The organism is Pseudomonas sp. NFIX49 (assembly GCF_900115915.1).
Lineage (GTDB): Bacteria > Pseudomonadota > Gammaproteobacteria > Pseudomonadales > Pseudomonadaceae > Aquipseudomonas > Aquipseudomonas pharyngis.
This window is the reverse complement of sequence record NZ_FOYE01000007.1, coordinates 147,398-169,424: the sequence shown is the minus strand read 5'-3', so window position 1 is coordinate 169,424 and position 22,027 is coordinate 147,398. Positions and strand designations below refer to the sequence as shown.

The following is a 22,027-nucleotide window of genomic DNA, read 5'->3' as shown; positions in this document are numbered from 1 at the left end:
CACACTTTTGCATTGGCGTGTACCCGGGATGTGTCATGCAGCGATGTTTTTGTATCGCTCTGTAGCCTGTATCGGCGTGGAAGGGGGCAAGGGCGCAACTAATCGAAACTTCGCCGTCCGCCGGGCTGTCCAGACCTTTACATCTCCCGAGCGTGTCGTGGATGTCGGCGCACCGGGATGTCATACGCAATGAAAAGATGAGGTCGGACATGACGGTGACAGTGGGTGATTTTCTGGTCGAACGCCTGAGCCAATGGGGTGTGACGCGCATTTTTGGTTATCCGGGCGACGGTATCAACGGCGTCTTCGGTGCGTTGAGCCGGGCAGGTGGCAAGATCGAATTCGTCCAGGCGCGTCACGAGGAAATGGCGGCGTTCATGGCGTCCGCCCATGCCAAATTCACCGGTGAACTGGGTGTGTGCATCGCGACATCCGGCCCCGGCGCCTCGCACCTGATCACCGGACTCTACGACGCTCGCCTGGACCACATGCCGGTGCTGGCGATTGTCGGGCAGCAGGCGCGCACGGCACTGGGCAGCCATTATCAGCAGGAGCTGGATCTGGTCTCGATGTTCAAGGATGTGGCCGGCGCATTCGTGCAGCAGGCTTCGGCACCATCGCAGGTCCGGCACCTGCTGGATCGCGCGGTACGCACGGCGGTCGGCGAACGCCGGGTGACGGCGCTGATATTGCCGAACGACCTGCAGGACATCGAATACAAGGCCCCCGCCCGGGCCCATGGCACTGCGCATTCCGGGATCGGTTACAGCAAGCCGAAGGTGCTGCCTTACGACGCTGATCTGCAACGTGCCGCCGACGTGCTGAATGCAGGGGAGAAGGTTGCGATTCTGGTGGGGGCCGGAGCGCTGCACGCCAGCGAGCAAGTGTTTGCGATTGCCGAGAAACTGGGCGCCGGTGTGGCAAAGGCGCTGCTCGGCAAAGCTGTATTACCGGACGAATTGCCCTGGGTCACGGGTTGTATCGGTCTGCTCGGGACCGAACCGAGCTACAAACTGATGACGGAGTGCGACACCCTGCTGATGATCGGATCGGGGTTTCCCTATGCCGAATTCCTGCCGAAGGAGGGGCAGGCGCGCGGGGTCCAGATCGATTTGCAGCCCGACATGCTCAGTCTGCGCTACCCGATGGAAGTCAATCTGGTCGGCGACGCGGCCGAGACCCTCGCGGCACTGGCACCGTTGCTCGAACACAAGCCGCTGCGCAAGTGGCGTAAAAAGGTCGAAGGCTGGCGGGCGAGCTGGGATAAAACCCTCGAGAAGCGCGCGATGGCCAAGGCCGATCCGGTTAACCCGCAACGGGTGGTGTACGAGTTGTCACCGCGTCTGCCCGAGCAGGCCATCATCACCAGCGACTCCGGTTCTTGCGCCAACTGGTTCGCCCGTGACCTGAAAATCCGCAAGGGCATGAAGTGCTCGCTCTCAGGTGGCCTGGCCTCGATGGGCGCCGCTGTGCCATACGCGATTGCGGCGAAGTTTGCTTTCCCGCAACGGCCAGTGATCGCCCTGGTCGGCGATGGCGCCATGCAGATGAACAACATGGCCGAACTGATAACGGTCGCCAAATACTGGCGGCAGTGGGACAGCCCGAAGTGGATCTGCGCCGTGTTCAACAACGAGGATTTGAATCAGGTCACCTGGGAACAGCGCGTGATGGAGGGCGATCCGAAATTCGTTGCCTCGCAGAGTATTCCGGATGTGCCTTACCACCTGTTCGCCATTTCCATCGGTCTCAAAGGCATTTTTGTCGATCGGGAAGAAGACGTCGCCGCTGCCTGGGAAAAGGCATTGGCCTCGGAGGTGCCGGTCGTCATCGAATTCAAGACCGACCCGAACGTGCCGCCGTTGCCTCCGCATATCAAGCTGGAACAAGCGAAGAAATTCGCCACCACCTTGCTCAAGGGCGACCCCGACGAAGCGGGTGTCATCGTGCAAACGGCTAAACAGGTACTGGGGGCAGTGTTGCCCGGCAAGCCCAAGTAGCGAGGTCGGCTTCTGTTGATGGACACCCTCGAATCCGCGCTCCTGGCCGCACGTATCCAGTTCGCCATTACCATCGGTTTTCATATCGTGCTGGCGGCATTCACCATCGGACTGGCGAATTTCCTGATGGTGCTCGAGGCGTTGTGGCTCAGGAGTGGACGCCAGCTCTACCTGGACATCTAGCGCTACTGGCTGAAGGTGTTTGCCTTGACCGTAGCGGTAGGCACGGCGTCCGGGCTGATTCTGGAATACCAGTTTGGTCTTAACTGGTCACGTCTTTCGGTTCGGGCTGGAGATAATCTCGGGCCGTTGATGTTCCATGAAGTGCTCGCGGCGTTTTTTCTTGAAGCCGGGTTCCTTGGCCTACAACACTTACGGCTTCAGGATTTTCAGCGGCAAGATTCATGTACCGCCGCAGCGCTGAGGCCGGTAACCAGCGCCCCGACACGCCTTTTACGATTTACTTACGGCAATTACCCCGCTGATCCGGAATACGCAAAGCAGAGTGAACTCGCTGTGGGTGAGCCCTTCCGAACATGAAGAGGAACTCCATTTCCATCGCCAGAGGATTTCGCCATGCGAGCAATGACCTGCCACGACATTCACGATGTGAAGGCTGAGGGTGTCCCAACAGTCATGCACGAGGCGCCGGACACTATCAGTTACGCCAGTGCAACCTTGAGAAGAATGCTTGTCTGTCTGGGGCTTTGTTCGGTCTTCCTGTTGCAGGGATGCTTCGAAGGTTCGAATGACGCTCCGAACAAGGATGGCGACAAAAGCAAGGCGTCGTTGCAAATACAAAAAGACAAGGTTCCCGAGCAGAGCAAGTGAGACTGATGATGAAACGGTGTCGACTTTGACGCTGTGCGCGCAGTGATACGTGAGCGCTCTTATATGTCCTACCCCTGACTTCAGCTGGATGCAAGTGGGAGAGGACTTGCAGGTGGCGTTAGTCCAGAGTGAAACAGATAGAGCTGACTGGCGGTTGATCTCGTATTCACCCCTGGCCGTTTTAACCGGGTGCAGCGCAGGGGGGAGCCGAAAGCCCGGACCTTGCCGGGCGGGTGATGGACGTATTCAGCGCGAATCGGCGTTTCGCGTACGTTGCGTTGCAGATGCTTCGCGGCGTCTGCGAAGCCACGTGACGACAGCATGTACCGGGTGGAGGACGGCGACGAGAACGCCAAGCAGCATGATGGTGAAGATGATGATCAGCGGGATGCTTTCATGCGAGAACATGGTGGGTAACTCCTGTAGTCACTATGTCGGAACCCGCAGACTAGACGTTTGGAACGATGTTTTAGATGAATGTATGTTCATTCGACGAGGTGTGGAATGTGCTACGGCGCAAGGGCGTTTCCACACGCAAGTCGATGGCTCTCGTCGGGTTTTCCTCTTAACGCATCTGCAGGATGATCGGACTGCTGCTGGCCGGATCGGTGTGCTCACGTAGCTTGCCAACCGTGTTTGCATCAACAGCGCTGCCCTGATTGCCCCAGGTGCTGCGCATGAAGGTCAGCACTTCGGCGATCTGCTGATCCGACAGCTGCTCACGGAAGGCCGGCATGCGATAGGCATCCGGCACGCCGGCCGCCACCACTCGTTGCGATCCATTCAGAGTGATGTTGATTGCCGAGGCACTTTCCCTGGCCAGTGCCGAGGTGGCGCCCGCCAGCGGCGGCATCCACTGCGATTGACCCTTGCCGTCCAGACCGTGGCACGACGCACAGCGCGTCACGTAGGTATGCGCACCGGGCGAGTCCAGATGTTGCGCTGCCGAAACCGCTTGATACTGCCAAGGCGCGCCATCCCGTTCGCGATCCCCCGGTAGCGACTTCAGGTAGTGGGCAATGGCCGTCAGATCGTCATCGTTCATGAACTGCGTGGAGTTGTTGAACGCCTCGGTCATCGAGCCGTAGACCACCGCGTGCTGGTTGCGACCGGTCTTGAGGAACTGCACGATCTCTTGCTCGCTCCAGCGGCCCAGCCCGGTGTTGTGGTCATCGCGCAGGCTCGGTGCGTACCAGCCATCGAGCAGGGCACCGGCCAGGTATGGCTTGCCGGACTCGTCCAGTGCCTTCTCGTTGAACGCCAGGCTGCGCGGCGTGTGGCAACTGCCACAGTGCCCGGCGCCCTGCACGAGATAAGCGCCGCGGTTCCACAGCTCATCCTGCGACGGTTTGGTCACATAAGGTTCGACGTCGACAAACACACCGTTCCACAGTGCAATCGGCCAACGCAGGTTCAGCGGAAACGGAATCGCACTGGGGATGTTCGCCTGTTTGACCGGCGCCACGCCTTTCATGAAGAACGCATACAGCGCTCGCACGTCGTCATCACTGAGCTTGGCGTAGGACGGGTAGGGCATGGCCGGGTATAAACGGCGACTGTCAGGCGCCACGCCGTGGCGCACGGCACGATCAAAGTCCGCCAGACTGTAGTGGCCGATGCCGGTTTCCGAGTCCGGGGTGATGTTGGTCGCATGGATCGCGCCCAGCGGCGTGGCCATTTCCAGGCCGCCGGCGAATGGCGCGCCACCCGGCACGCTGTGACAGGCCACGCAATCGCTCAACCTGGCGACGTATTCGCCACGGGCGACCAGCGCCGGGTCGATATCGGCCACGGCGATCTGAGTGTTTTCCAGGCGCGAGACAGGCTCGCGGGTGACATACCAGGCCAGCAGGCCTGCCGCGACCAGGCACGGCACCGCCAGCCAGCCAGCGGTTCTTGCGAATCGGCTGTTATTCATGGACGCTCCGGGGCTGATCAACTGAAGGTGTGTCGGCTCAAGGGCAGGCTGCGCACCCGCTGACCGGTCAGCGCTGCCACCGCGTTAGCGACAGCGGGTGCGACCGCAGGCAACGGCGGTTCACCGATGCCACCCATTTTTTCCCCGCTCTCGACCACACGCACATGGACCCGTGCCATCCGCGCAGGCGGCAGGATCGGATACAAGTCGTAGTTGCGCGCCCGGGGTTTGCCATCGATCCACACGGCTTCTTCCACCAGTGTTTGCGACAGACCCAGCGCCACGGCGCCGTTGACCTGAGCCTCGACAATCGCCGGGTTGACGATGCTGCCCGGATCAATCGCCTGCCAGATGTCATGCACCTTGACCTGGCCGTTCTCGATGGACACCTCGGCGATCACCGCCGTCTCCGTACCGAACGGCGAAGCCATGGCCACCCCGCGCGCACGCCGGCTGCCATCCTCGGCGGTAAACGGCCCACGCTTCCAGCCGCCCGACAGTTCACCCACGGCTTGCAGCAGTGTGGTCAGCCGTTGGTTGCCGCGCAGCAAATGCAGGCGCAGGTCGAACGGGTCCTTGCCGCCCTTGTCGGCCAGTTCATCGAGGAACGATTCATAGAAGAAGTCGTTGAGGGAATTGCCCACCGAACGCCAATAGCCGAGCATCGCAGGACCTTTGACGTAGATCTGCGCGATGCGCTTGTTGGGGATCGCATAGGACTTGCCCGATAAGCCCTCGAGCGCCGTCGGGTCGAGCTTTTCACCCTGCTTGCCGGCGAGGGCCTCGGTCGGGCCTTCGGTGGCACTGATCGCTTCGATTGCCAGCGGCCAGCCGTCGTTGTCCAGCGCGGCACGGAAATTCACGGCGGCAACCGGTCGGAGCACGTCACGCAGGAACTCTTCTTCGCGACTCCAGATCAATTTAACCGGGCGTCCAACCGCTTTGGCCAGCGCGATGGCCTGAGGGTAAGGGCTGGCCGAGTCGTAGAGGAAATGCCGACCGAAGAACCCGCCCAACAGCGGCGAATGCAAGGTGATGCGCGACGGATCCAGCCCGGTGCGTTTGGCGATGTCGGCGCGGAACATGTCCGGCGCCTGATTCGGCAACCAGACTTCCAGCGAACCGTCCGGATTGAATCGGGCAAGGGCTGAAGGCGGTTCCAGTTGGCCGTGGTTCAGGTATTGGTTGTGGTAAGTGGCGTCGATCCTGGTCTTGGCGTCCTTGAGAATCGAAGCCACATCGCCTTCGTGTTCATCATCTTTGGCGGGGCTTTTATCTTCAGCGAGGCGCTTGAACCACGCATCGCTGGAAAAGTCGGCGGGCATCGGCCGCACTTGGCTGTCGGCCGTCGGCTCTTGCCAGTCGACCTGGATCGCCTCGACGGCACGTTTGGCGTGCCACCAGCGCTCGGCAACCACCGCCACGGCACCCGGCAGACGATGCACGGAATGCACGCCTTTCATCGCCTTGACCTGCTCTTCGTTACGCAAATTGCCGACCGTCATCCCCAGGCGCGGGGCATGTTGAACGGCGGCATGCAGCATGTCGTCGACCTTCAGATCGATGCTGTACAGCGCCTTGCCCGTGGATTTGTCGTAGGCATCGAGGCGCTTCACCGGTTTGCCGATCCAGCGGAACTGACTCGGATCACGCAGCTTCACCGAGGCCGGGTCGGGAACCGGCAAATCCATCGCGCGCTCGGCCAGTTCACCGTAGGCCAGCGAGCGGCCCGATTTGGCGTGCACCACTTTGCCAGGCTCGGTGCTCAACTCGCTCACCGGCACGCCCAGTTGCTGCGCGCCCGCCTGCAACAGCATGGCGCGGGCAAGGGCACCGAGGCGGCGCATGACCGGGTAACTCATGCGCACCGACATACTGCCGCCGGTGATGCGCATGCCGTTCTCCATGACTACGTAGGCCTCGCCGGGCGGGGCGGCTTCGACCAGGAAGGTCGCCGGATCGGCATCCAGTTCTTCACCGACGATCTGCGCCATGGCGGTGAACGTGCCTTGTCCACCTTCCATGAACGGGCAGAGCAGACGCACGCGGTTATCCGGACGGATCTCGAGAAACGCCGGGACCTGCGTGCCGCGCTCGGCCGTCGTCGCCGCTGCAGCTTGCACCCGTGTGGCACCGAGTGGCAGACCGAAACCGAGCACCAGTGCGCCGACGGCGGTACCGGTCAGAAAACGTCTGCGCGACACATTGATCGGTTCCTGCAGATCCAGGACTGAAGCGTGTTGTGAAGGATCGATACGAACGTTCATCACGCGTCCCCCTTGCCGGCAAGTTCATGCACGGCGGCATGGATGGCGTTGTACGTACCGCAGCGGCACAGATTGACCATCGCCGCCTCGATCTGCGCATCACTCGGTTTGGGGTTCTGCTTGAGCAGCGCGGTGGCAGCCATCACCTGCCCGGACTGGCAGTAGCCGCACTGGGCGACCTGCAGATCGACCCAGGTCGAGACCACTCGTTTGCCCACGTCATCGGCCTCGATGGCCTCAATGGTGGTGACCTCGCGGCCGACCACACCGGCCACCGGCGTGACGCACGAGCGCACGACGTTGCCGTCCACCAGCACCGAGCAGGCGCCGCATTGCGCCAGTCCGCAGCCGTACTTGGTGCCGGTCATGCCCAGATCATCGCGGATCACCCACAGCAAGGGCGTATCGGCGTCGGCATCGACCTGATAGGTCTTCTGGTTGATTCGTAGTTCCATGATTCACCCGCTGATCATCGGTTGACGTGCATTGTTATGAGCGGTGACACGCGGCGCGGCGCATCACCGGTTTTCGTTCAATTCGCGACTGTGCCGAGGGCTTCTGCCTCGAATGGCTGCCCGCGCAAAAGGGCCATGTCGCGGCTCGGTGCGGTGCCGAACAGCCGGCCATATTCGCGGCTGAACTGCGAAGGACTTTCATAGCCGACTGCAAACGCCGCCCGCGACACGTCGAGGCGCTCGACCAACATCAGTCGGCGCGCTTCGTTGAGCCGCAGCCATTTCTGGTACTGCAGCGGACTCATGCCGGTGAGCTGGCGGAAATGATGGTGAAAGGTCGGCGTGCTCATCTGCACCCGCGCGGCCAGATCGTCGATGCGCAGGGCATCGGTGTAGTTGACCTTGAGCCAGTCAATGGCCTTGGCGATGCGATAGCCCTGACCGTCGACGGCAGTGATCTGCCGCAACCGTGGGCCTTGGTCGGTGTGCAGCAGCCGATAGTGGATTTCTCGCAGAATCAGCGGCGCCAGGACCGGGATCGCCTCGGGTTCATCGAGCAATGCCAGCAGGCGATCGAGCGCGTCCTCCAACGCTGACGACAGGCTGCCAATCGCAGCGCCCGTACCCGTTGATGGCTGGCGTTTCGAGGGCAAGCCGCTCTTGGTAATGACCTCGGCAAGCATGCTGACATCCAGTTTCAATACGAGGCCGACGCAGGGCTGTCCGGGACTGGCGAGCATCACTTCGGAGTTCGCGGGCAGGTCCAGCGACGTGACCAGAAACCGCGACGGGTCATAGCTGTAGCCCTCACCGCCGACCCACAAGCGCTTTTCGCCGCGACCCACGAGAATCAGGCTGGGCTCGATCATGCACACCACGGGGGGCGCCGGCTGGTCGCGACGAAACAGCGACAGCCCGGGTATCGACGTGGCGAAGTCACCCGGTGCTTTCACACGCGGGTCGATGTGCCGTGCCAAATGTGATTCCTGGGGCAGAGGGGTAGGGATCATGTGGGCTCACTCCTTTGACCGAACTCTAATGCGCGCGCGAGACGTTTCCTATCTATCACCCTGCATCCCCAGAGGATCAGGCAAGCATTCAAGAGGAATGCACTAGGGAAGCACCGGATTGACCGGGAGAATGTGTCTATCTGTTACAGGGGCAGTGCCCGGACGGGCGACAAACTGCTTGCCCCTGCGCATCACCCCCCTACGTTTTTTCGCACCACAGGTAGTTTTCATGACGTTACCTTCTACAAAATCTTCTAAAAGAACGGGCGGCTGGAGCGCCGTGCTGGCCATGTCGTTGGCCGCATTCGCCCTGGTCGCTTCAGAGTTCATGCCCGTCAGTCTGCTGACGCCCATCGCGGCGGACCTGCATATCACCGAAGGTCAGGCCGGGCAGGGGATTTCCGTGTCCGGTGCCTTTGCCTTGATCACCAGTTTGTTGATCGCCTCGGTCGCCGCTCGCATCGAACGCAAGCAGCTTCTGCTGGGCCTGACCCTGCTTATGATCGTCTCCGGAACGGTCGTCGCGCTCGCCCCGGGCTACCCGTCCTTCATGTTCGGACGTGCGCTGATCGGGATTGCGATCGGTGGTTTCTGGTCGTTGTCGGCGGCGACTGCCATGCGCCTGGTGAAGCCTGAACAGGTTTCCCGTGCGCTGGCCATCGTCAATGGCGGCAACGCTTTGGCCACGGTCATCGCCGCTCCGGCGGGCAGCTTCCTGGGCTCGTTGATCGGCTGGCGCGGCGCATTCTTCTGTGTGGTTCCGGTCGCGGTGCTTGCCGCCGTGTGGCTGCTGATCAGCCTGCCGTCCTTCAAGGCCGAACGCCAGGCAGGTAGCGGCAACGTTCTGCGTCTGATGAAGCAATTGCCAGTGGCCTTGGGCATGGTCGCCGTCAGCGTCTTTTTCATGGGCCAGTTCATGCTGTTCACCTACCTGCGACCATTTCTTGAGGGCGTGACGGGCGTCGGTGTCTCAACCTTGTCGCTCATGCTGCTGGGGCTGGGACTGGCCGGGTTTATCGGCACCTTTCTGATCGAACGGTTTATGGGGCGCGGCCTCTACCGCACGCTGACCGCCATTCCGCTGATCATGGCGGTGATTGCGCTGGCGTTGATCAGCTTCGGCAAATCGCCGGTGCTGACCGCCGTGTTGCTCGGACTCTGGGGGCTGGTCGCCACGGCCGCACCGGTCGGCTGGTGGACATGGCTGGCGCAGACGCTCCCGGATGATGCTGAAGCGGGAGGCGGCTTGCTGGTAGCCATCGTCCAGCTGGCGATCGCCGGCGGCGCAATCATTGGCGGTCTGGCCTTTGATTTGAGCGGCTACAAAGCCACCTTCGAGCTTAGCGCCGCTGTCCTGGTCGCCGCTTCCGTGCTGGCCTGGCTGGCCGGGCGCAATGCCACGCAAATTCATCTTGTCGAGTCGAGCGCGACAGCCTGACGAGATCACCTGCAACCTTCCTTATGGCTCAAGCATCAAACTGTGCCAAACGATAACGGGCGGTTGAACCTGCACATCATCCGGTTGAAGCACTTGCTGCTCCTCTGGCGAAATCACTTCGGCTGAGGGCCGCTCCAGCAGTAAAGGGTGTGCAGTGTCTACGTTCGATTCAGGAACAGGCGGCGTGGTCATTTGAGCGCAACAACGACCTTGCCCTTGGCGCGTCCCCGCTCAACGTACTTCAATGCCTCGGCCGTTGATTCAAAGGGGAAGGAGCGATCAACCACAGGTTTGATGATTCCGCCCTCAACGAGCGCGGTGATGCGTTGCAGTTGAGCGCCATTGGCTCGCATGAACACAAACGCATAGCTGACGTCCTGCTTGCGCGCTTTGCGACGAATGCCAAGGCTCAGCAGGCGCATGACTTGCTGCAATGGCCAGGACAACCCTTGCTCCCACGCGAACTGCACAGTGGGTGGGCCCGAGATGGAAATGAGCTGGCCACCAGGTTTCAGGACCTTGAGTGACTTCTCCAGTACGTCGGCGCCGAGGCTGTTCAGCACCACGTCATAGTCATGCAGTACATTTTCGAAGTTCTGCTGTGTGTAGTCGATCACCAGATCGGCCCCCAGCGCCTTGACCCATTCGACATTGGCGGTGCTGGTGGTTGTGGCGACAAACGCACCGAGGTGTTTGGCAAGCTGAATGGCAATGGTGCCAACGCCGCCCGAGCCTGCGTGAATCAGCACTTTCTGGCCCTTTTGCAGCCGGGCGGTTTCAACCAGTACTTGCCACGCAGTCAGTGCAACAAGGGGCAAGGACGCGGCTTGTACCATGTCGGTATTGCCAGGTTTCAGGGCAACCGCGTTTTCGTTCACGGCGATCAATTGGGCGAACGTCCCGATCCGCGCTTCGGGCGGGCGAGCATATACCGCGTCTCCCGGTTTGAAGCGTGTCACCTTCGAACCGACTTCAATCACGACTCCCGCCAGGTCATTGCCCAGGATCAACGGAAAGGCGTAGGGCAGGATCAGTTTGAACTCGCCTTTGCTGATCTTCGAATCCAGCACGTTGACACTGCTCGCATGGACCTCGATCAAGACGTCGTGGGCAGCGACTGCGGGGGCGGGCGCTTCGTCAATGCGTCCGGGGTTCTTGCCATAGCCATCAATCAGAAATGCTTTCATCGTGGTGCGGCTCTTGCTGGTTGTACGGAGGGTAGTCGGTGGGGTGCGGTGTTGCTGCGTGACGGGGTCAAGCATCGAGAAACGCCTGCGCCTTGGCCACAAAGTCGGCGTGATGCTGGAAAATCCCGCCGTGCCCGGCATCCTCATAAATCACCAACTGTGCGTCGGGGATAAGCCTGGCCAGTTCAAACGAGTTAACGCTGGGCACCATGATGTCGTTGTCGCCGTTGACGACCAGCGTCGGTGTGCGCAAGCGTCCAAGCGCTTGCCGCGGTTGTTTGCCCCACGCTGTGATGGCTTTCAATTGCCGCAGGAAGGCGCGTGGTGTCGGGCCCTTGTCGCGATTGTTCTTGCGTGCCTTGAGGCGCCTTAAATACTGCGAGGCAGATCGTCGCCCATTGGCCGACGAGGTGAAGAAAAGGTAGAACTTGGGATCGCGCAGGGTCAGCAAGCCTTTGAGGATCAATGGCCATGACACTGTGCCGACCTTGTCGATGCCGGTGCCGCCCGCCGGTCCAGTACCGGTCAGAATCAACCGGCGTACCAAGTCAGGAGCCTTGAGGGCAATGTCCTGAGCGACGAAACCTCCGAGGGAAAAACCGAGCACATCCACGGTTTTCAGCCCCAGCGCCCTGATCAGCTGGATCGCATCGTCGGCCATTTCACCCACCGTCAGTGGCGCGGTTCCACCCGAGTTGCCGATGCCGCGATAGTCGGTGGTGATGACGCGTCTGGTTTGCGCCAGGCCATCGATGATCGCGGGGTCGAAGTTGTCCAGCACCGCGCCCCAATGATTGAACAGCACGAGGGGCACGCCGGTTGCGGGCCCGGTGTCGCGGTAGGCGTAGGGAATGCCGTTGACCGTGATCGACTGGTTCGCCGCGTCGATGAATGACGTCGGCGAACCCGAGCGGGAATTTGTCTGTATTGAACTCATTGTCACTCCGGCCAGCGGGCAGGATTCGATGCAATGCTCTGTGCCTGCATCGAATCTGCCGCGAATGCTCGCTAGCAAAAAATCACTGTGGCGTCTGGTAGCGTTGGGCAACCGCAGACTGGCGGATTTGTCCCAGCAGGCCCTGGCGTGCGCTCTGCAGGTCATCCCAGCGCTCGGCTTCGTGCAGCGGCGGGATGGTCACAGGTTCGCGACGATCGAAACCGACCAGTGCGGCATCCACCAGATCACCCACTTCCATGATTTCGCTCAGGGTGTTGATGTCGACGCCGGAGCGATCCCAGATTTCCGTGCGAGTGGCGGCGGGCAGCACGGCTTGCACATAGACACCTTGCGGCGACAGTTCCAGGCTCAGTCCTTGGGACAGGAACAGCACGAAGGCCTTGGTCGCACCGTAGACGCTCATGCCGAATTCCGGCGCCAGGCCCACCACCGAACCGATGTTGATGATTGCGCCGTCGCCGGCCTTGGCCAGGCGTGGGGCGATGGCGCTGGCGAGCCGCACCAGCGCCGTGGTGTTCAGGGCAACCAGCTGCGCAACGCTGTCGGTGCTTTGGTCGACAAAGTGGCCGGACAGCGCAGCGCCGGCGTTGTTGACGAGGATGCCGATACGGGCGTCGTCGCGCAGGCGGCTTTCAACGGTGGTCAGATCACCGAGTTGGGTCAGGTCTGCCGGGATGACATCGACGGCGACGTCGTGCTCGCTGCGCAAGCGCGCTGCCAGTGTGTCCAGGCGAGCCTGATCGCGGGCGACCAGTACCAGATCGTGACCACGTTTGGCGAAGCGTTCGGCATAGACGGCGCCAATGCCGGTGGAGGCGCCGGTGATGAGAACAGTAGGGCGAGTGCTCATGGGGTATCTCTCTTTCAGGAGGTGAGAAACGGAACGCGCTCAGCTTGCGCTGACGCTTGATTCAGCCAGCGTCGGGTAGTCGATGTAGCCCGCCGCGCCGCCACCGTAGAGGGTGGCGGGATTGAACGCGGACAGCGGCGCGCCCTGCTTCAGGCGCTCCACCAGATCCGGGTTGCCAATGAACGGGCGACCGAAGGCGATCAGGTCGGCCTGGTCTTCGGCGAGCCGCGCGTTCGCCAGGTCCAGGTCATAGCCGTTGTTGGCGATATAGGTGTTTTTGAAGCGCTGGCGCAGGGCGCCACAATCGAAAGGCGCCACGTCGCGCGGGCCGCCGGTCGCGCCTTCGACCACATGCAGATAAACCACACCAAGGGCGTCGAGTTGCTCGACGACGTAATTGAATTGCGCCTGCGGATCGCTGCTGGATACGCCGTTGGCTGGCGACACTGGAGACAGGCGCACACCGGTGCGATCCGCGCCGATCTCATTGACGACCGCCGCCGTCACTTCGAGCAACAGACGCGCACGATTTTCAATCGAACCGCCGTAAGCGTCGGTGCGCAGATTGGCGTTGTCCTTGAGGAATTGATCCAGCAAGTAGCCGTTTGCACCGTGAATCTCCACGCCATCGAACCCGGCCGCGACCGCGTTGGCCGCGGCCTGGCGGAAATCGGAGACGATCCCCGGCAGTTCGTCGAGTTCCAGCGCGCGGGGTTCGGAAACGTCTTCAAAACGGTTGTTGACGAACACTTTGGTCGCGGCACGCAGCGCAGACGGGGCCACCGGTGCGGCGCCGTTTTCTTGCAGGTCAACGTGTGAAACGCGGCCGACATGCCACAGCTGCAGGAAGATTTTTCCGCCCTTGGCGTGAACCGCATCGGTGACCGTGCGCCAACCGTCTATCTGCGCCTGTGTGTAGATCCCGGGGGTGTCCTGATAACCCTGACCCTGTCGGGAAATCTGCGTCGCTTCGCTGATCAGCAAACCGGCGCTGGCGCGCTGGCTGTAATAGATCGCCGCGAATTCGCTCGGGACAAAGCCCTGGCCCGCGCGGTTGCGTGTCAGCGGCGCGAGAACAGCGCGGTTCGACAGCGTGAGACTGCCTAGCGTGTAAGGGGAGAAAAGAGTCTGTTTGGTCATCTGATGAATCTTCCGTGCCCGTGAATGGAGATCGGTGGGTGTGAAATTAGGATGATGATCGAAATCTAAACTGTCAACGGTTTTGATTATGGGCGACATCTATGTATCATCGGACGTAGGAATTCCCGCTAAACACGAGGTATTGCACGTGAGAGTGACCAAGGCCCAGGCGCAGGCCAATCGAGAACACATCGTTGAGACGGCCTCAGAGCTGTTCCGTGAGCGTGGCTTTGACGGCGTCGGTGTGGCGGATCTCATGGCGGCTGCCGGTTTCACCCATGGAGGCTTTTACAAGCACTTCGGCTCGAAGGCTGATCTGATGGCCGAAGCCTCGGCCTGCAGTCTTGGCAAATCGTTGACCGGCGCCCAGGCGCTCGATGTTCCCGGTTTCATCGACGTCTACGTGAACAGAGAACATCGCGACGGACGCGGCAGCGGTTGCACGATGGCCGCACTGTGTGGCGACGCGGCGCGTCAGTCGGACGATGTGAAAGCCACGTTTGCCGAAGGCATTGAACGCACCCTGCAAACTCTGGGGGAAAAATATCCGACAGGGCCGGATGCCGCGGAGGGCGAGGGGAGGAAGAAAATGATCGACTTGCTGTCGCGTGCGGTCGGCGCGATTGTCTTGTCACGCGCTTGCCCGGATGATTCGGCATTGGCGGATGAAATTCTTGAGGTTTGCCGCGCTGAAATGTTTGCTTCATTACCGGTGCTGCCGGTCGATGAAGTGGAAACGCCGTAGAAGGGCCGATCCGCGCTGTTCGATGACTTGAGCGTCAGCGCGTTTTCAGCCAGTCGGATTTTCGTGAAATATGTACGCTATTGGTCACGATTTGTAAGACCTCGACAGGGTGAGTAAGCTACGCCCATGAATCAGCCATCCATATCTTCGCCCGGCCCACGTGGCCCAGTCGATCACGACATTCGTGATCAGATCGTCGCGGCAGCCAATGAACATTTCAGCCAATACGGCTATGGCAAAACCACGGTTTCCGATCTGGCCAGGGCCATCGGTTTTTCCAAGGCGTACATCTATAAATTCTTTGATTCCAAGCAGGCGATCGGCGAAGCGATCTGCTCAAATTGTCTGGGGCAAATGGTTGCAGCGGTCGAACAGGCTGTTAACGCAGAGGCGATTTCGCCGACCGAGCGTTTACGCCGGCTGGTGAAGACCGTGATTGCCACGGGTGTGGACCTGTTCTTCAATGATCGCAAGCTTTACGACATCGCGGCATTCTCGGCAGCGGAGCGTTGGCCAAGTGCTCAGGTGTATGAGGAGCAGATCAAGCGCTTTATCTTGGACATCGTGCGTGAAGGGCGGGAGCTCGGAGAGTTCGAGCGCAAGACGCCGCTGGACGAGACCGTCGAGGCGATTCATCTGGCCTTGCGCCCCTTCGTAAACCCGTTGCTGCTGCAGCACAATCTCGATTTTATCGAGGTTGCGCCCACGCTGACCTCCAACCTCATTCTGCGTAGCCTGATGCCCTGACCTGAAAGCGATCTGGTGGTGCTGCTCAGCGTGCCGCTACAGGTTGTGATTCAGTGGGTTGCCAGCCCCCGCCCAGCGACTTGAATACCGCCACCGCCGCACGGGCCGATTCCGTCCGCGCCTGCGCTCTGGCGTCGGAGGCCTGCAGCAATGTTTCGTCGGCGTGCAGGACATCGATCAGGCTGGCGGTGCCTTTTTCATAGGCGGTGAACGAGGACTGGCGTGCTTGAGTCAGCGCCGCTTCGCCGCCGGTCAGGGTCGTGGTCTGGGTTTGCCGATTCACCAGTGAGGACAGCGCGTTCTCTACATCTTCGGTGGCGCGCAGTACCGACTGGCGATAGGCCGCCAATGCTTCAGATTCCTGACCTTTGGCCTGATCGATCCGGGCGTTGATGCGTCCGAAGTCAAATAGCCGCCAGCGCAAACCCAACACACCGGCAGATTGGCTTGCGCCACCAGTGAAAAGATTGCCGCCGGATACGGCTGTCGCGCTGCCGAGCAAGGCGCTGAGGGAAAATTTCGGGTAGTACTCGGCAATCGCTTCACCGATACGCGCGTTGGAGGCCGCAAGACGGCGTTCGGCCACGATCAGATCCGGTCTGCGCCGCAGCAGATCTGCCGGTGTACCCAGCGCAGTCAGCGACGGCACATCGGGAATCTCGCCCTCACGTGCCAGTTGCGTGCGGTGAGTGCCGGGAGGCGTGCCGAGCAGCACGTCCATCGCATTCATGGCTGCCTCCAGACCGCTTTGCAGTACCGGAACGGTCGCCTGGACTTGCGACAACTCACCCTCGGCCTGGCGCACCTGATACTCCGCGGCCAGACCCTTGCCGTAAAGTAACCGGACCTTTTCCAGCAACGCACGCCGGGTATCGACTTGCCGGTTGGCGATGTCCAGCCGCGCCTGTAATCCGCGCAGAGTGATGTAGATATCGGCCGTTTGCGCAGCGATCGCCAACCTCGTCGCCGTGACACCGGCTGCTGAGGCCTGATACTCAGCCAGTGCCGCCTCACGCCCACGGCGCAGTCCGCCAAAGACATCGACTTCCCAGCCCGCCTCGAAGTTGACCTCGTAGGCATTGCCGTAACGGTCATAGCCGGGTGTTGAATTCAACACCTGGCCCAGAGGTGTCTCGACGGACTGATAAGCGCGTGCCGCCTGTGCGTTGATGTTCGCCGAGGGCAGCAATGCTGCATTTGCGGCGCCCAGTCCGGCCTTGGCCTGGGTGACGCGCGCCGAAGCCTGTGCCAGATCCAGATTCTGCTGCAAGGCCTGGTCGATGAGGTCGGTCAGCAGCGGATCATTGAAGCTTTCCCACCAGGCGGCAAGGCTGTCCGGTGTCGATCCGGATCGTGGTTCGACAGCAGACTGCCCCAGGTAATGATCTGAAAGCGGGGCGTCCGGACGATGGTAATCCGGACCCACCGCACAACCTGCCATGAGGCTGGCGGTAACTAAAAGAGCAATCGGGCGCAGGGGAGGCATCGGCGTTCCTTAACGAGATTTTCGTGACCATATTACGTAATGGTCACAATGTGTCAATTAGGCTTGAAAGGGCTATCACGGCATAAATGATAAAACCGGAGCGTCGAATATCTCATGCAATGTGACTGTTGACGATGTTGGTCACAAGGATGAGAATATGATGATCATCCTATTTCAGTAAGTGAACCTATGCGCCGGCTTCGAATTTCCCCCATTGCCGCATGCCTGTTGCCACTCGCCCTGGCGGCGTGCGGTGATTCCTCATCCGTTGCAGACCCGCGCACACAGACGCCTCTGGTCAGGTTCACCGCCGTTCAGGCTGCGGCTGACGGTTCTCGCACCTTCACGGGAGTGGTGACTGCGCGCATTCAGGGCGACCTGGGGTTTCGCGTTTCGGGCAAGGTGCTCGAGCGTCTGGTTGACACGGGGCAGAGCGTCAAACGCGGTCAGCCGCTGATGCGGCTCGACCCCATCGACTTGGGGTTGCAGGCACGCGCGCAGCAGGAGTCGGTCATCGCCGCACGGGCCCGCGCCAGGCAGACAGCCGATGACGAAGCCCGCTATCGCACTCTGGTCAGCGCCGGCGCCATTTCCGCATCGGCCTACGATCAGATCAGAGCCGCCGCAGATACCGCCAAGGCCCAACTCAGCGCCGCTGAAGCGCAAGCGGACGTTGCCCGCAACGCTTCCGGTTATGCGGTGCTGGTTGCCGATGCCGACGGCGTTGTGGTGGAAACACTCGCCGAACCCGGACAAGTCGTCAGCCCTGGACAACCGGTGGTTCGATTGGCGCGGGCAGGGCAGCGCGAGGCCATCGTGCACTTGCCCGAGACCTTGCGCCCCGCAGCAGGATCCACTGCGCAAGCCACGCTCTATGGCGACGCCTCGGGTGCTGTTACCGCGAAACTGAGGTTGCTTTCGGATTCGGCGGACCGCACGACGCGTACGTTCGAGGCGCGCTATGTACTGGAAGGCGCGCTGGCCAATGCGCCGATAGGTTCGACAGTCACCCTCAGAATCGCCGAGGGTTCGACACCTGCCGCATCGTTGCAAGTGCCTGTTGCCGCTCTTTACGACGCCGGTAAAGGTCCTGGCGTGTGGATCATCGCCGGCACACCGCCAACCGTGACCTGGCGACCGGTTCAAGTGTTGGGGTTGAGCGACGATTCAGCGCGAGTCGCTGGCGATCTCCGGGTCGGCGAACAGATTGTGGCGCTGGGCGCTCACCTGTTGCGCGAAGGTGAAGGAGTAAGAATGCCCGTGCCTGATGCGGCGACCGTTGCCGGGAGTCGTCCATGAGCGAGGGCCGATTCAACCTTTCTGCCATCGCCGTTCGCGAGCGTTCGATCACGGTCTTTCTGATTTTCCTGATCGCCGTTGCCGGCACCCTGGCGTTCTTCCAGCTGGGGCGTGCCGAAGATCCTCCGTTTACGGTCAAGCAGTTGACCGTCATCACGGCGTGGCCGGGGGCGACCGCACAGGAGATGCAGGATCAGGTCGCGGAGCCACTGGAAAAACGCCTGCAAGAACTCAAATGGTACGACCGCTCGGAAACCTATACGCGGCCAGGGCTCGCTTTCACGATGGTCTCGTTGCTCGATAGCACGCCGCCCTCGCAAGTGCAGGAAGAGTTCTATCAGGCGCGTAAAAAACTCGACGATGAAGCGATCAAGTTGCCGGCGGGCGTCATCGGGCCGATGGTCAACGACGAGTATTCGGACGTGACCTTTGCGCTGTTCGCCCTGAAAGCCAAGGGCGAGCCGCAGCGTCTGCTGGTCCGCGATGCGGAGTCCATGCGCCAGCGCCTGTTGCATGTGCCGGGTGTGAAGAAGGTCAACATCATCGGCGAACAAGCCGAACGGATATTTGTTTCTTTCTCGCATGACCGGTTGGCGACTCTGGGCTTGTCGCCGCAGGACATCTTCGCCGCGCTGAACAGTCAGAACGCACTGACCCCGGCCGGATCAATCGAAACCAGCGGGCCGCAGGTTTTTCTGCGTCTCGATGGTGCGTTCGACACGCTGCAAAAAATCCGCGACACCCCTGTGATCGTGCAGGGGCGGACACTCAAGTTGTCTGATGTGGCGACGGTCGAACGCGGTTACGAAGACCCGGCCACCTTTCTGGTGCGCAATAACGGCGAAGAGGCGCTGTTGCTCGGTGTGGTGATGCGTGAGGGCTGGAACGGCCTTGATCTGGGCAAGGCGCTGGATGCCGAGACCGTCAGGATCAATGAGGAAATGCCCTTGGGCATGAGCCTCTCCAAGGTCACCGACCAGGCGGTGAATATCGACTCCGCCGTTGGCGAGTTCATGGTCAAGTTCTTTGTCGCGCTGCTGGTGGTCATGCTCGTCTGCTTTCTGAGCATGGGCTGGCGTGTCGGCGTGGTGGTCGCCGCTGCGGTGCCGTTGACCCTGGCGATCGTGTTTGTGGTGATGGCGGCCACCGGCAAAAACTTTGATCGTATTACCCTGGGGTCGTTGATTCTGGCGCTCGGGCTGCTGGTCGATGACGCGATCATCGCCATTGAAATGATGGTGGTGAAAATGGAGGAGGGCTACGATCGCATCAAGGCGTCTGCCTATGCCTGGAGCCACACGGCGGCGCCGATGCTGTCCGGAACCCTGGTGACGGCGATCGGTTTTTTGCCCAACGGTTTCGCTCAGTCCACGGCCGGCGAATACACCAGCAACATGTTCTGGATTGTGGGCATCGCTCTCATCGCTTCATGGGTCGTGGCGGTGGCGTTTACTCCTTATCTGGGCGTGAAACTGTTGCCGGACATCAAGGCAGTCGAGGGTGGACACGCGGCGATCTACAACACGCCGCGATACAACCGCTTCCGCCGGGTTCTGACCCGGGTCATTGCGCGCAAATGGCTGGTCGCGGGCATGGTTATTACGCTGTTCTTCGTGGCGGCGGCAGGCATGGGCCTGGTGAAGAAACAGTTCTTCCCGACCTCTGACCGTCCCGAAGTCATGATCGAGGTGCAAATGCCCTACGGCACCTCCATCGAGCAGACCAGCGCCACGGCCGCCAAGGTCGAAGCCTGGCTGCGCCAGCAGGATGAGGCGAAAATCGTCACGGCCTATATCGGTCAGGGGGCGCCGCGTTTCTTCCTGGCGATGGCGCCGGAACTGCCCGATCCGTCGTTCGCCAAGATCGTGGTGCTGACCGACAGTCAGGAAGCGCGGGAAACCCTCAAGTTGCGTTTTCGTGACGCGGTCGCTCAAGGGCTCGCCCCGGAGGCGCGTCTCAGGGCAACGCAAATCGTGTTTGGTCCTTACTCTCCGTTTCCGGTGGCCTACCGGGTGATGGGGCCTGATCCGGCCAAGTTGCGCGTGATCGCCGAGCAGGTGCGGGGCGTGATGCAGGACAGCCCGATGATGAGAACCGTGAACACTGATTGGGGCCCGCTGACGCCGTCGTTGCATTTCAACCTGGATCAGGACCGTCTGCAGGCAGTGGGGCTGACATCGACTGCGGTTGCACAACAATTGCAGTTCCTGCTCAGCGGAGTACCGATTACGGCGGTGCGCGAGGATATTCGTTCAGTACAGGTCATGGGGCGGGCAGCGGGCGATGTCCGGCTCGATCCACAGCAAATCGAAGGCTTCACCCTGGTCGGTGCGTCGGGGCAGCGGGTCCCGTTGTCGCAGATAGGCGAGGTCGATGTGCGCATGGAGGATCCGATCCTGCGCCGGCGTGATCGCACCCCGACCATCACCGTGCGCGGCGACATTGCCGAAGACTTGCAGCCACCGGACGTTTCCAGTGCGCTGCTGAAGCAACTGCAGCCGATCATCGAGAAACTGCCTTCCGGTTACCGGATCGAGCAGGCGGGTGCGATCGAAGAGTCCGGCAAGGCCGGCAAGGCGATCCTGCCGTTGTTGCCGATCATGATCGCCATGACCCTGGTCATCATCATTGTGCAGGTCCGTTCGATCTCGGCGATGATCATGGTGTTCCTGACCTCGCCGTTAGGCTTGATTGGCGTGGTGCCGACACTGCTGATCTTCAATCAGCCGTTTGGCATCAATGCGCTGGTCGGGTTGATTGCACTGTCGGGGATCCTGATGCGCAATACGCTGATTTTGATCGGTCAGATCCATCACAACGCGCAAGAAGGGCTGGATCCGTTTCACGCTGTCGTCGAAGCCACGGTGCAACGTGCGCGACCGGTACTGTTGACGGCCCTGGCGGCGATCCTGGCGTTCATTCCCCTGACACACTCGGTGTTCTGGGGGACGCTGGCCTATACCCTGATTGGCGGTACGCTCGTCGGCACCGTCATGACGTTGGTGTTCCTGCCCGCGATGTACTCGATCTGGTTCAAGATCGGTCCCGACGCCAGGGCGCGGGCTGCAATAGTCAAACCGATGTAGCGATAAATGCAGGAAATCGAGGCCCGTTCTGGCGGACCTCTTTGTCCGCGCACGTGAACAGCCTGGCGCTATTGGCTCGTCATTTCCAAACCCCGGAAACGTCCGCGTGAGCCCTTGGTGCCAGAGCTTATGAAATCGTGTACCAGTGGAAATGGATGTACTCGTCTTCATACTCCGCGAACAGTGAAACGATGAAATCCGTCTTCATTGAGTACATCAACAACGCTCCGACAAAACCTGTCGGCTCATGCAGCGGTTGCTTGAGCGGAGCAATCAAATCAATCGTCCGATCCACAATCATCTGATTGAAAACAGCTTCCGGGATTTTCTCAAACTTGGCGTCGGATACGTGTTGCGGGAAACGGCTGTCACTTTCAGGTCGCCAATCCAGGTACTCCGCCTGGAGCCAGAATTTCAGTCCGTCTTCACCATGCCGTTTGGGTGCGCGAGTTATTCTGATGGTCTCCTGCGACTCAGAATATCGAAAGGCGTCGTTTGGATAGGTGACGTAGTAGAGACCGCGACATTCACTTCGTGCAGCACTACAAATCTGCTGGTCACTCGATAGTTGATCGAAGTCGCTTCTGTCGAACATGTAAATACCTGCGGT

General features: G+C 60.8%; 18 protein-coding genes and 1 pseudogene. 8 read left to right on the top strand and 11 right to left on the bottom strand.

The features are described from left to right. The first annotated feature begins 209 nt into the window (after positions 1 to 209). The 3 genes and pseudogenes from BMZ46_RS20875 to BMZ46_RS20865 all read left to right on the top strand — a co-directional run bounded on the left by BMZ46_RS20875 (position 210) and on the right by BMZ46_RS20865 (position 2,831). A complete protein-coding gene (locus tag BMZ46_RS20875; protein WP_074690865.1) occupies positions 210 to 2,000 on the top strand; it encodes a thiamine pyrophosphate-requiring protein in 1,791 nt (596 codons plus the stop codon). Between the two features lie 18 nt (positions 2,001 to 2,018). Then, positions 2,019 to 2,540 (top strand): annotated as a pseudogene (locus BMZ46_RS20870) (cytochrome ubiquinol oxidase subunit I). Positions 2,541 to 2,576: 36 nt separating this feature from the next. Next, complete coding sequence (locus BMZ46_RS20865; protein ID WP_074690866.1) at positions 2,577 to 2,831, top strand: hypothetical protein; 255 nt, start codon at positions 2,577 to 2,579, stop codon at positions 2,829 to 2,831. Positions 2,832 to 3,077: 246 nt separating this feature from the next. Here the strand turns inward: BMZ46_RS20865 and BMZ46_RS29385 are convergent, their stop codons facing one another. From BMZ46_RS29385 to BMZ46_RS20845, 5 genes are all read right to left on the bottom strand, one after another. Next, a complete protein-coding gene (locus BMZ46_RS29385) occupies positions 3,078 to 3,239 on the bottom strand; it encodes a hypothetical protein (protein WP_166742318.1) in 162 nt (53 codons plus the stop codon). Between the two features lie 157 nt (positions 3,240 to 3,396). Continuing rightward, entirely contained in the window at positions 3,397 to 4,749 is a 1,353-nt protein-coding gene (locus BMZ46_RS20860) for a c-type cytochrome (RefSeq protein ID WP_074690867.1), read from the bottom strand. 17 nt (positions 4,750 to 4,766) lie between these two features. Then, on the bottom strand, positions 4,767 to 7,016 hold the full coding sequence (locus tag BMZ46_RS20855; RefSeq protein ID WP_039772178.1) for a xanthine dehydrogenase family protein molybdopterin-binding subunit: 2,250 nt from the start codon (positions 7,014 to 7,016) through the stop codon (positions 4,767 to 4,769). Beyond that, positions 7,016 to 7,471 carry a (2Fe-2S)-binding protein gene (locus tag BMZ46_RS20850; RefSeq protein WP_027613020.1) on the bottom strand — a complete coding sequence of 152 codons (456 nt, stop codon included), beginning with the start codon at positions 7,469 to 7,471 and terminating at the stop codon, positions 7,016 to 7,018. Before BMZ46_RS20850 ends, BMZ46_RS20855 begins: the two co-directional genes overlap by 1 nt. Before the next feature lie 77 nt (positions 7,472 to 7,548). Continuing rightward, positions 7,549 to 8,481, bottom strand: a complete 933-nt coding sequence (locus BMZ46_RS20845; RefSeq protein ID WP_074690868.1) for an AraC family transcriptional regulator — start codon at positions 8,479 to 8,481, stop codon at positions 7,549 to 7,551. A gap of 229 nt (positions 8,482 to 8,710) precedes the next feature. On the opposite strand from BMZ46_RS20845, the gene BMZ46_RS20840 reads away from it, so the two are divergent. Beyond that, entirely contained in the window at positions 8,711 to 9,919 is a 1,209-nt protein-coding gene (locus tag BMZ46_RS20840) for an MFS transporter (RefSeq protein ID WP_074690869.1), read from the top strand. A gap of 188 nt (positions 9,920 to 10,107) precedes the next feature. Here the strand turns inward: BMZ46_RS20840 and BMZ46_RS20835 are convergent, their stop codons facing one another. From BMZ46_RS20835 to BMZ46_RS20820, 4 genes are all read right to left on the bottom strand, one after another. Further along, the gene (locus BMZ46_RS20835; protein ID WP_074690870.1) at positions 10,108 to 11,106 is read right to left on the bottom strand and encodes an NADP-dependent oxidoreductase; all 999 of its coding nucleotides are present in this window, start codon (positions 11,104 to 11,106) and stop codon (positions 10,108 to 10,110) included. Between the two features lie 67 nt (positions 11,107 to 11,173). Beyond that, positions 11,174 to 12,043 carry an alpha/beta fold hydrolase gene (locus BMZ46_RS20830; RefSeq protein WP_039772187.1) on the bottom strand — a complete coding sequence of 290 codons (870 nt, stop codon included), beginning with the start codon at positions 12,041 to 12,043 and terminating at the stop codon, positions 11,174 to 11,176. Positions 12,044 to 12,125: 82 nt separating this feature from the next. Next, positions 12,126 to 12,914: an SDR family NAD(P)-dependent oxidoreductase gene (locus BMZ46_RS20825; protein ID WP_074690871.1), complete on the bottom strand. Its 789-nt coding sequence runs from the start codon at positions 12,912 to 12,914 to the stop codon at positions 12,126 to 12,128. A gap of 39 nt (positions 12,915 to 12,953) precedes the next feature. Then, positions 12,954 to 14,054: an alkene reductase gene (locus BMZ46_RS20820; protein ID WP_074690872.1), complete on the bottom strand. Its 1,101-nt coding sequence runs from the start codon at positions 14,052 to 14,054 to the stop codon at positions 12,954 to 12,956. Between the two features lie 148 nt (positions 14,055 to 14,202). On the opposite strand from BMZ46_RS20820, the gene BMZ46_RS20815 reads away from it, so the two are divergent. Both BMZ46_RS20815 and BMZ46_RS20810 read left to right on the top strand, forming a co-directional pair. Next, on the top strand, positions 14,203 to 14,799 hold the full coding sequence (locus tag BMZ46_RS20815) for a TetR/AcrR family transcriptional regulator (RefSeq protein ID WP_170844938.1): 597 nt from the start codon (positions 14,203 to 14,205) through the stop codon (positions 14,797 to 14,799). Between the two features lie 126 nt (positions 14,800 to 14,925). Next, positions 14,926 to 15,546: a TetR/AcrR family transcriptional regulator gene (locus tag BMZ46_RS20810; protein ID WP_074690874.1), complete on the top strand. Its 621-nt coding sequence runs from the start codon at positions 14,926 to 14,928 to the stop codon at positions 15,544 to 15,546. Between the two features lie 25 nt (positions 15,547 to 15,571). Here the strand turns inward: BMZ46_RS20810 and BMZ46_RS20805 are convergent, their stop codons facing one another. After that, entirely contained in the window at positions 15,572 to 17,032 is a 1,461-nt protein-coding gene (locus BMZ46_RS20805; protein ID WP_074690875.1) for an efflux transporter outer membrane subunit, read from the bottom strand. A gap of 189 nt (positions 17,033 to 17,221) precedes the next feature. On the opposite strand from BMZ46_RS20805, the gene BMZ46_RS20800 reads away from it, so the two are divergent. Then, the gene (locus tag BMZ46_RS20800; RefSeq protein WP_074690876.1) at positions 17,222 to 18,331 is read left to right on the top strand and encodes an efflux RND transporter periplasmic adaptor subunit; all 1,110 of its coding nucleotides are present in this window, start codon (positions 17,222 to 17,224) and stop codon (positions 18,329 to 18,331) included. Further along, on the top strand, positions 18,328 to 21,417 hold the full coding sequence (locus tag BMZ46_RS20795) for an efflux RND transporter permease subunit (protein WP_074690877.1): 3,090 nt from the start codon (positions 18,328 to 18,330) through the stop codon (positions 21,415 to 21,417). Before BMZ46_RS20800 ends, BMZ46_RS20795 begins: the two co-directional genes overlap by 4 nt. A gap of 127 nt (positions 21,418 to 21,544) precedes the next feature. On the opposite strand, the gene BMZ46_RS20790 is transcribed toward BMZ46_RS20795, so the two are convergent. After that, positions 21,545 to 22,012 carry a hypothetical protein gene (locus BMZ46_RS20790; protein WP_039772200.1) on the bottom strand — a complete coding sequence of 156 codons (468 nt, stop codon included), beginning with the start codon at positions 22,010 to 22,012 and terminating at the stop codon, positions 21,545 to 21,547. Positions 22,013 to 22,027: the final 15 nt, after the last annotated feature.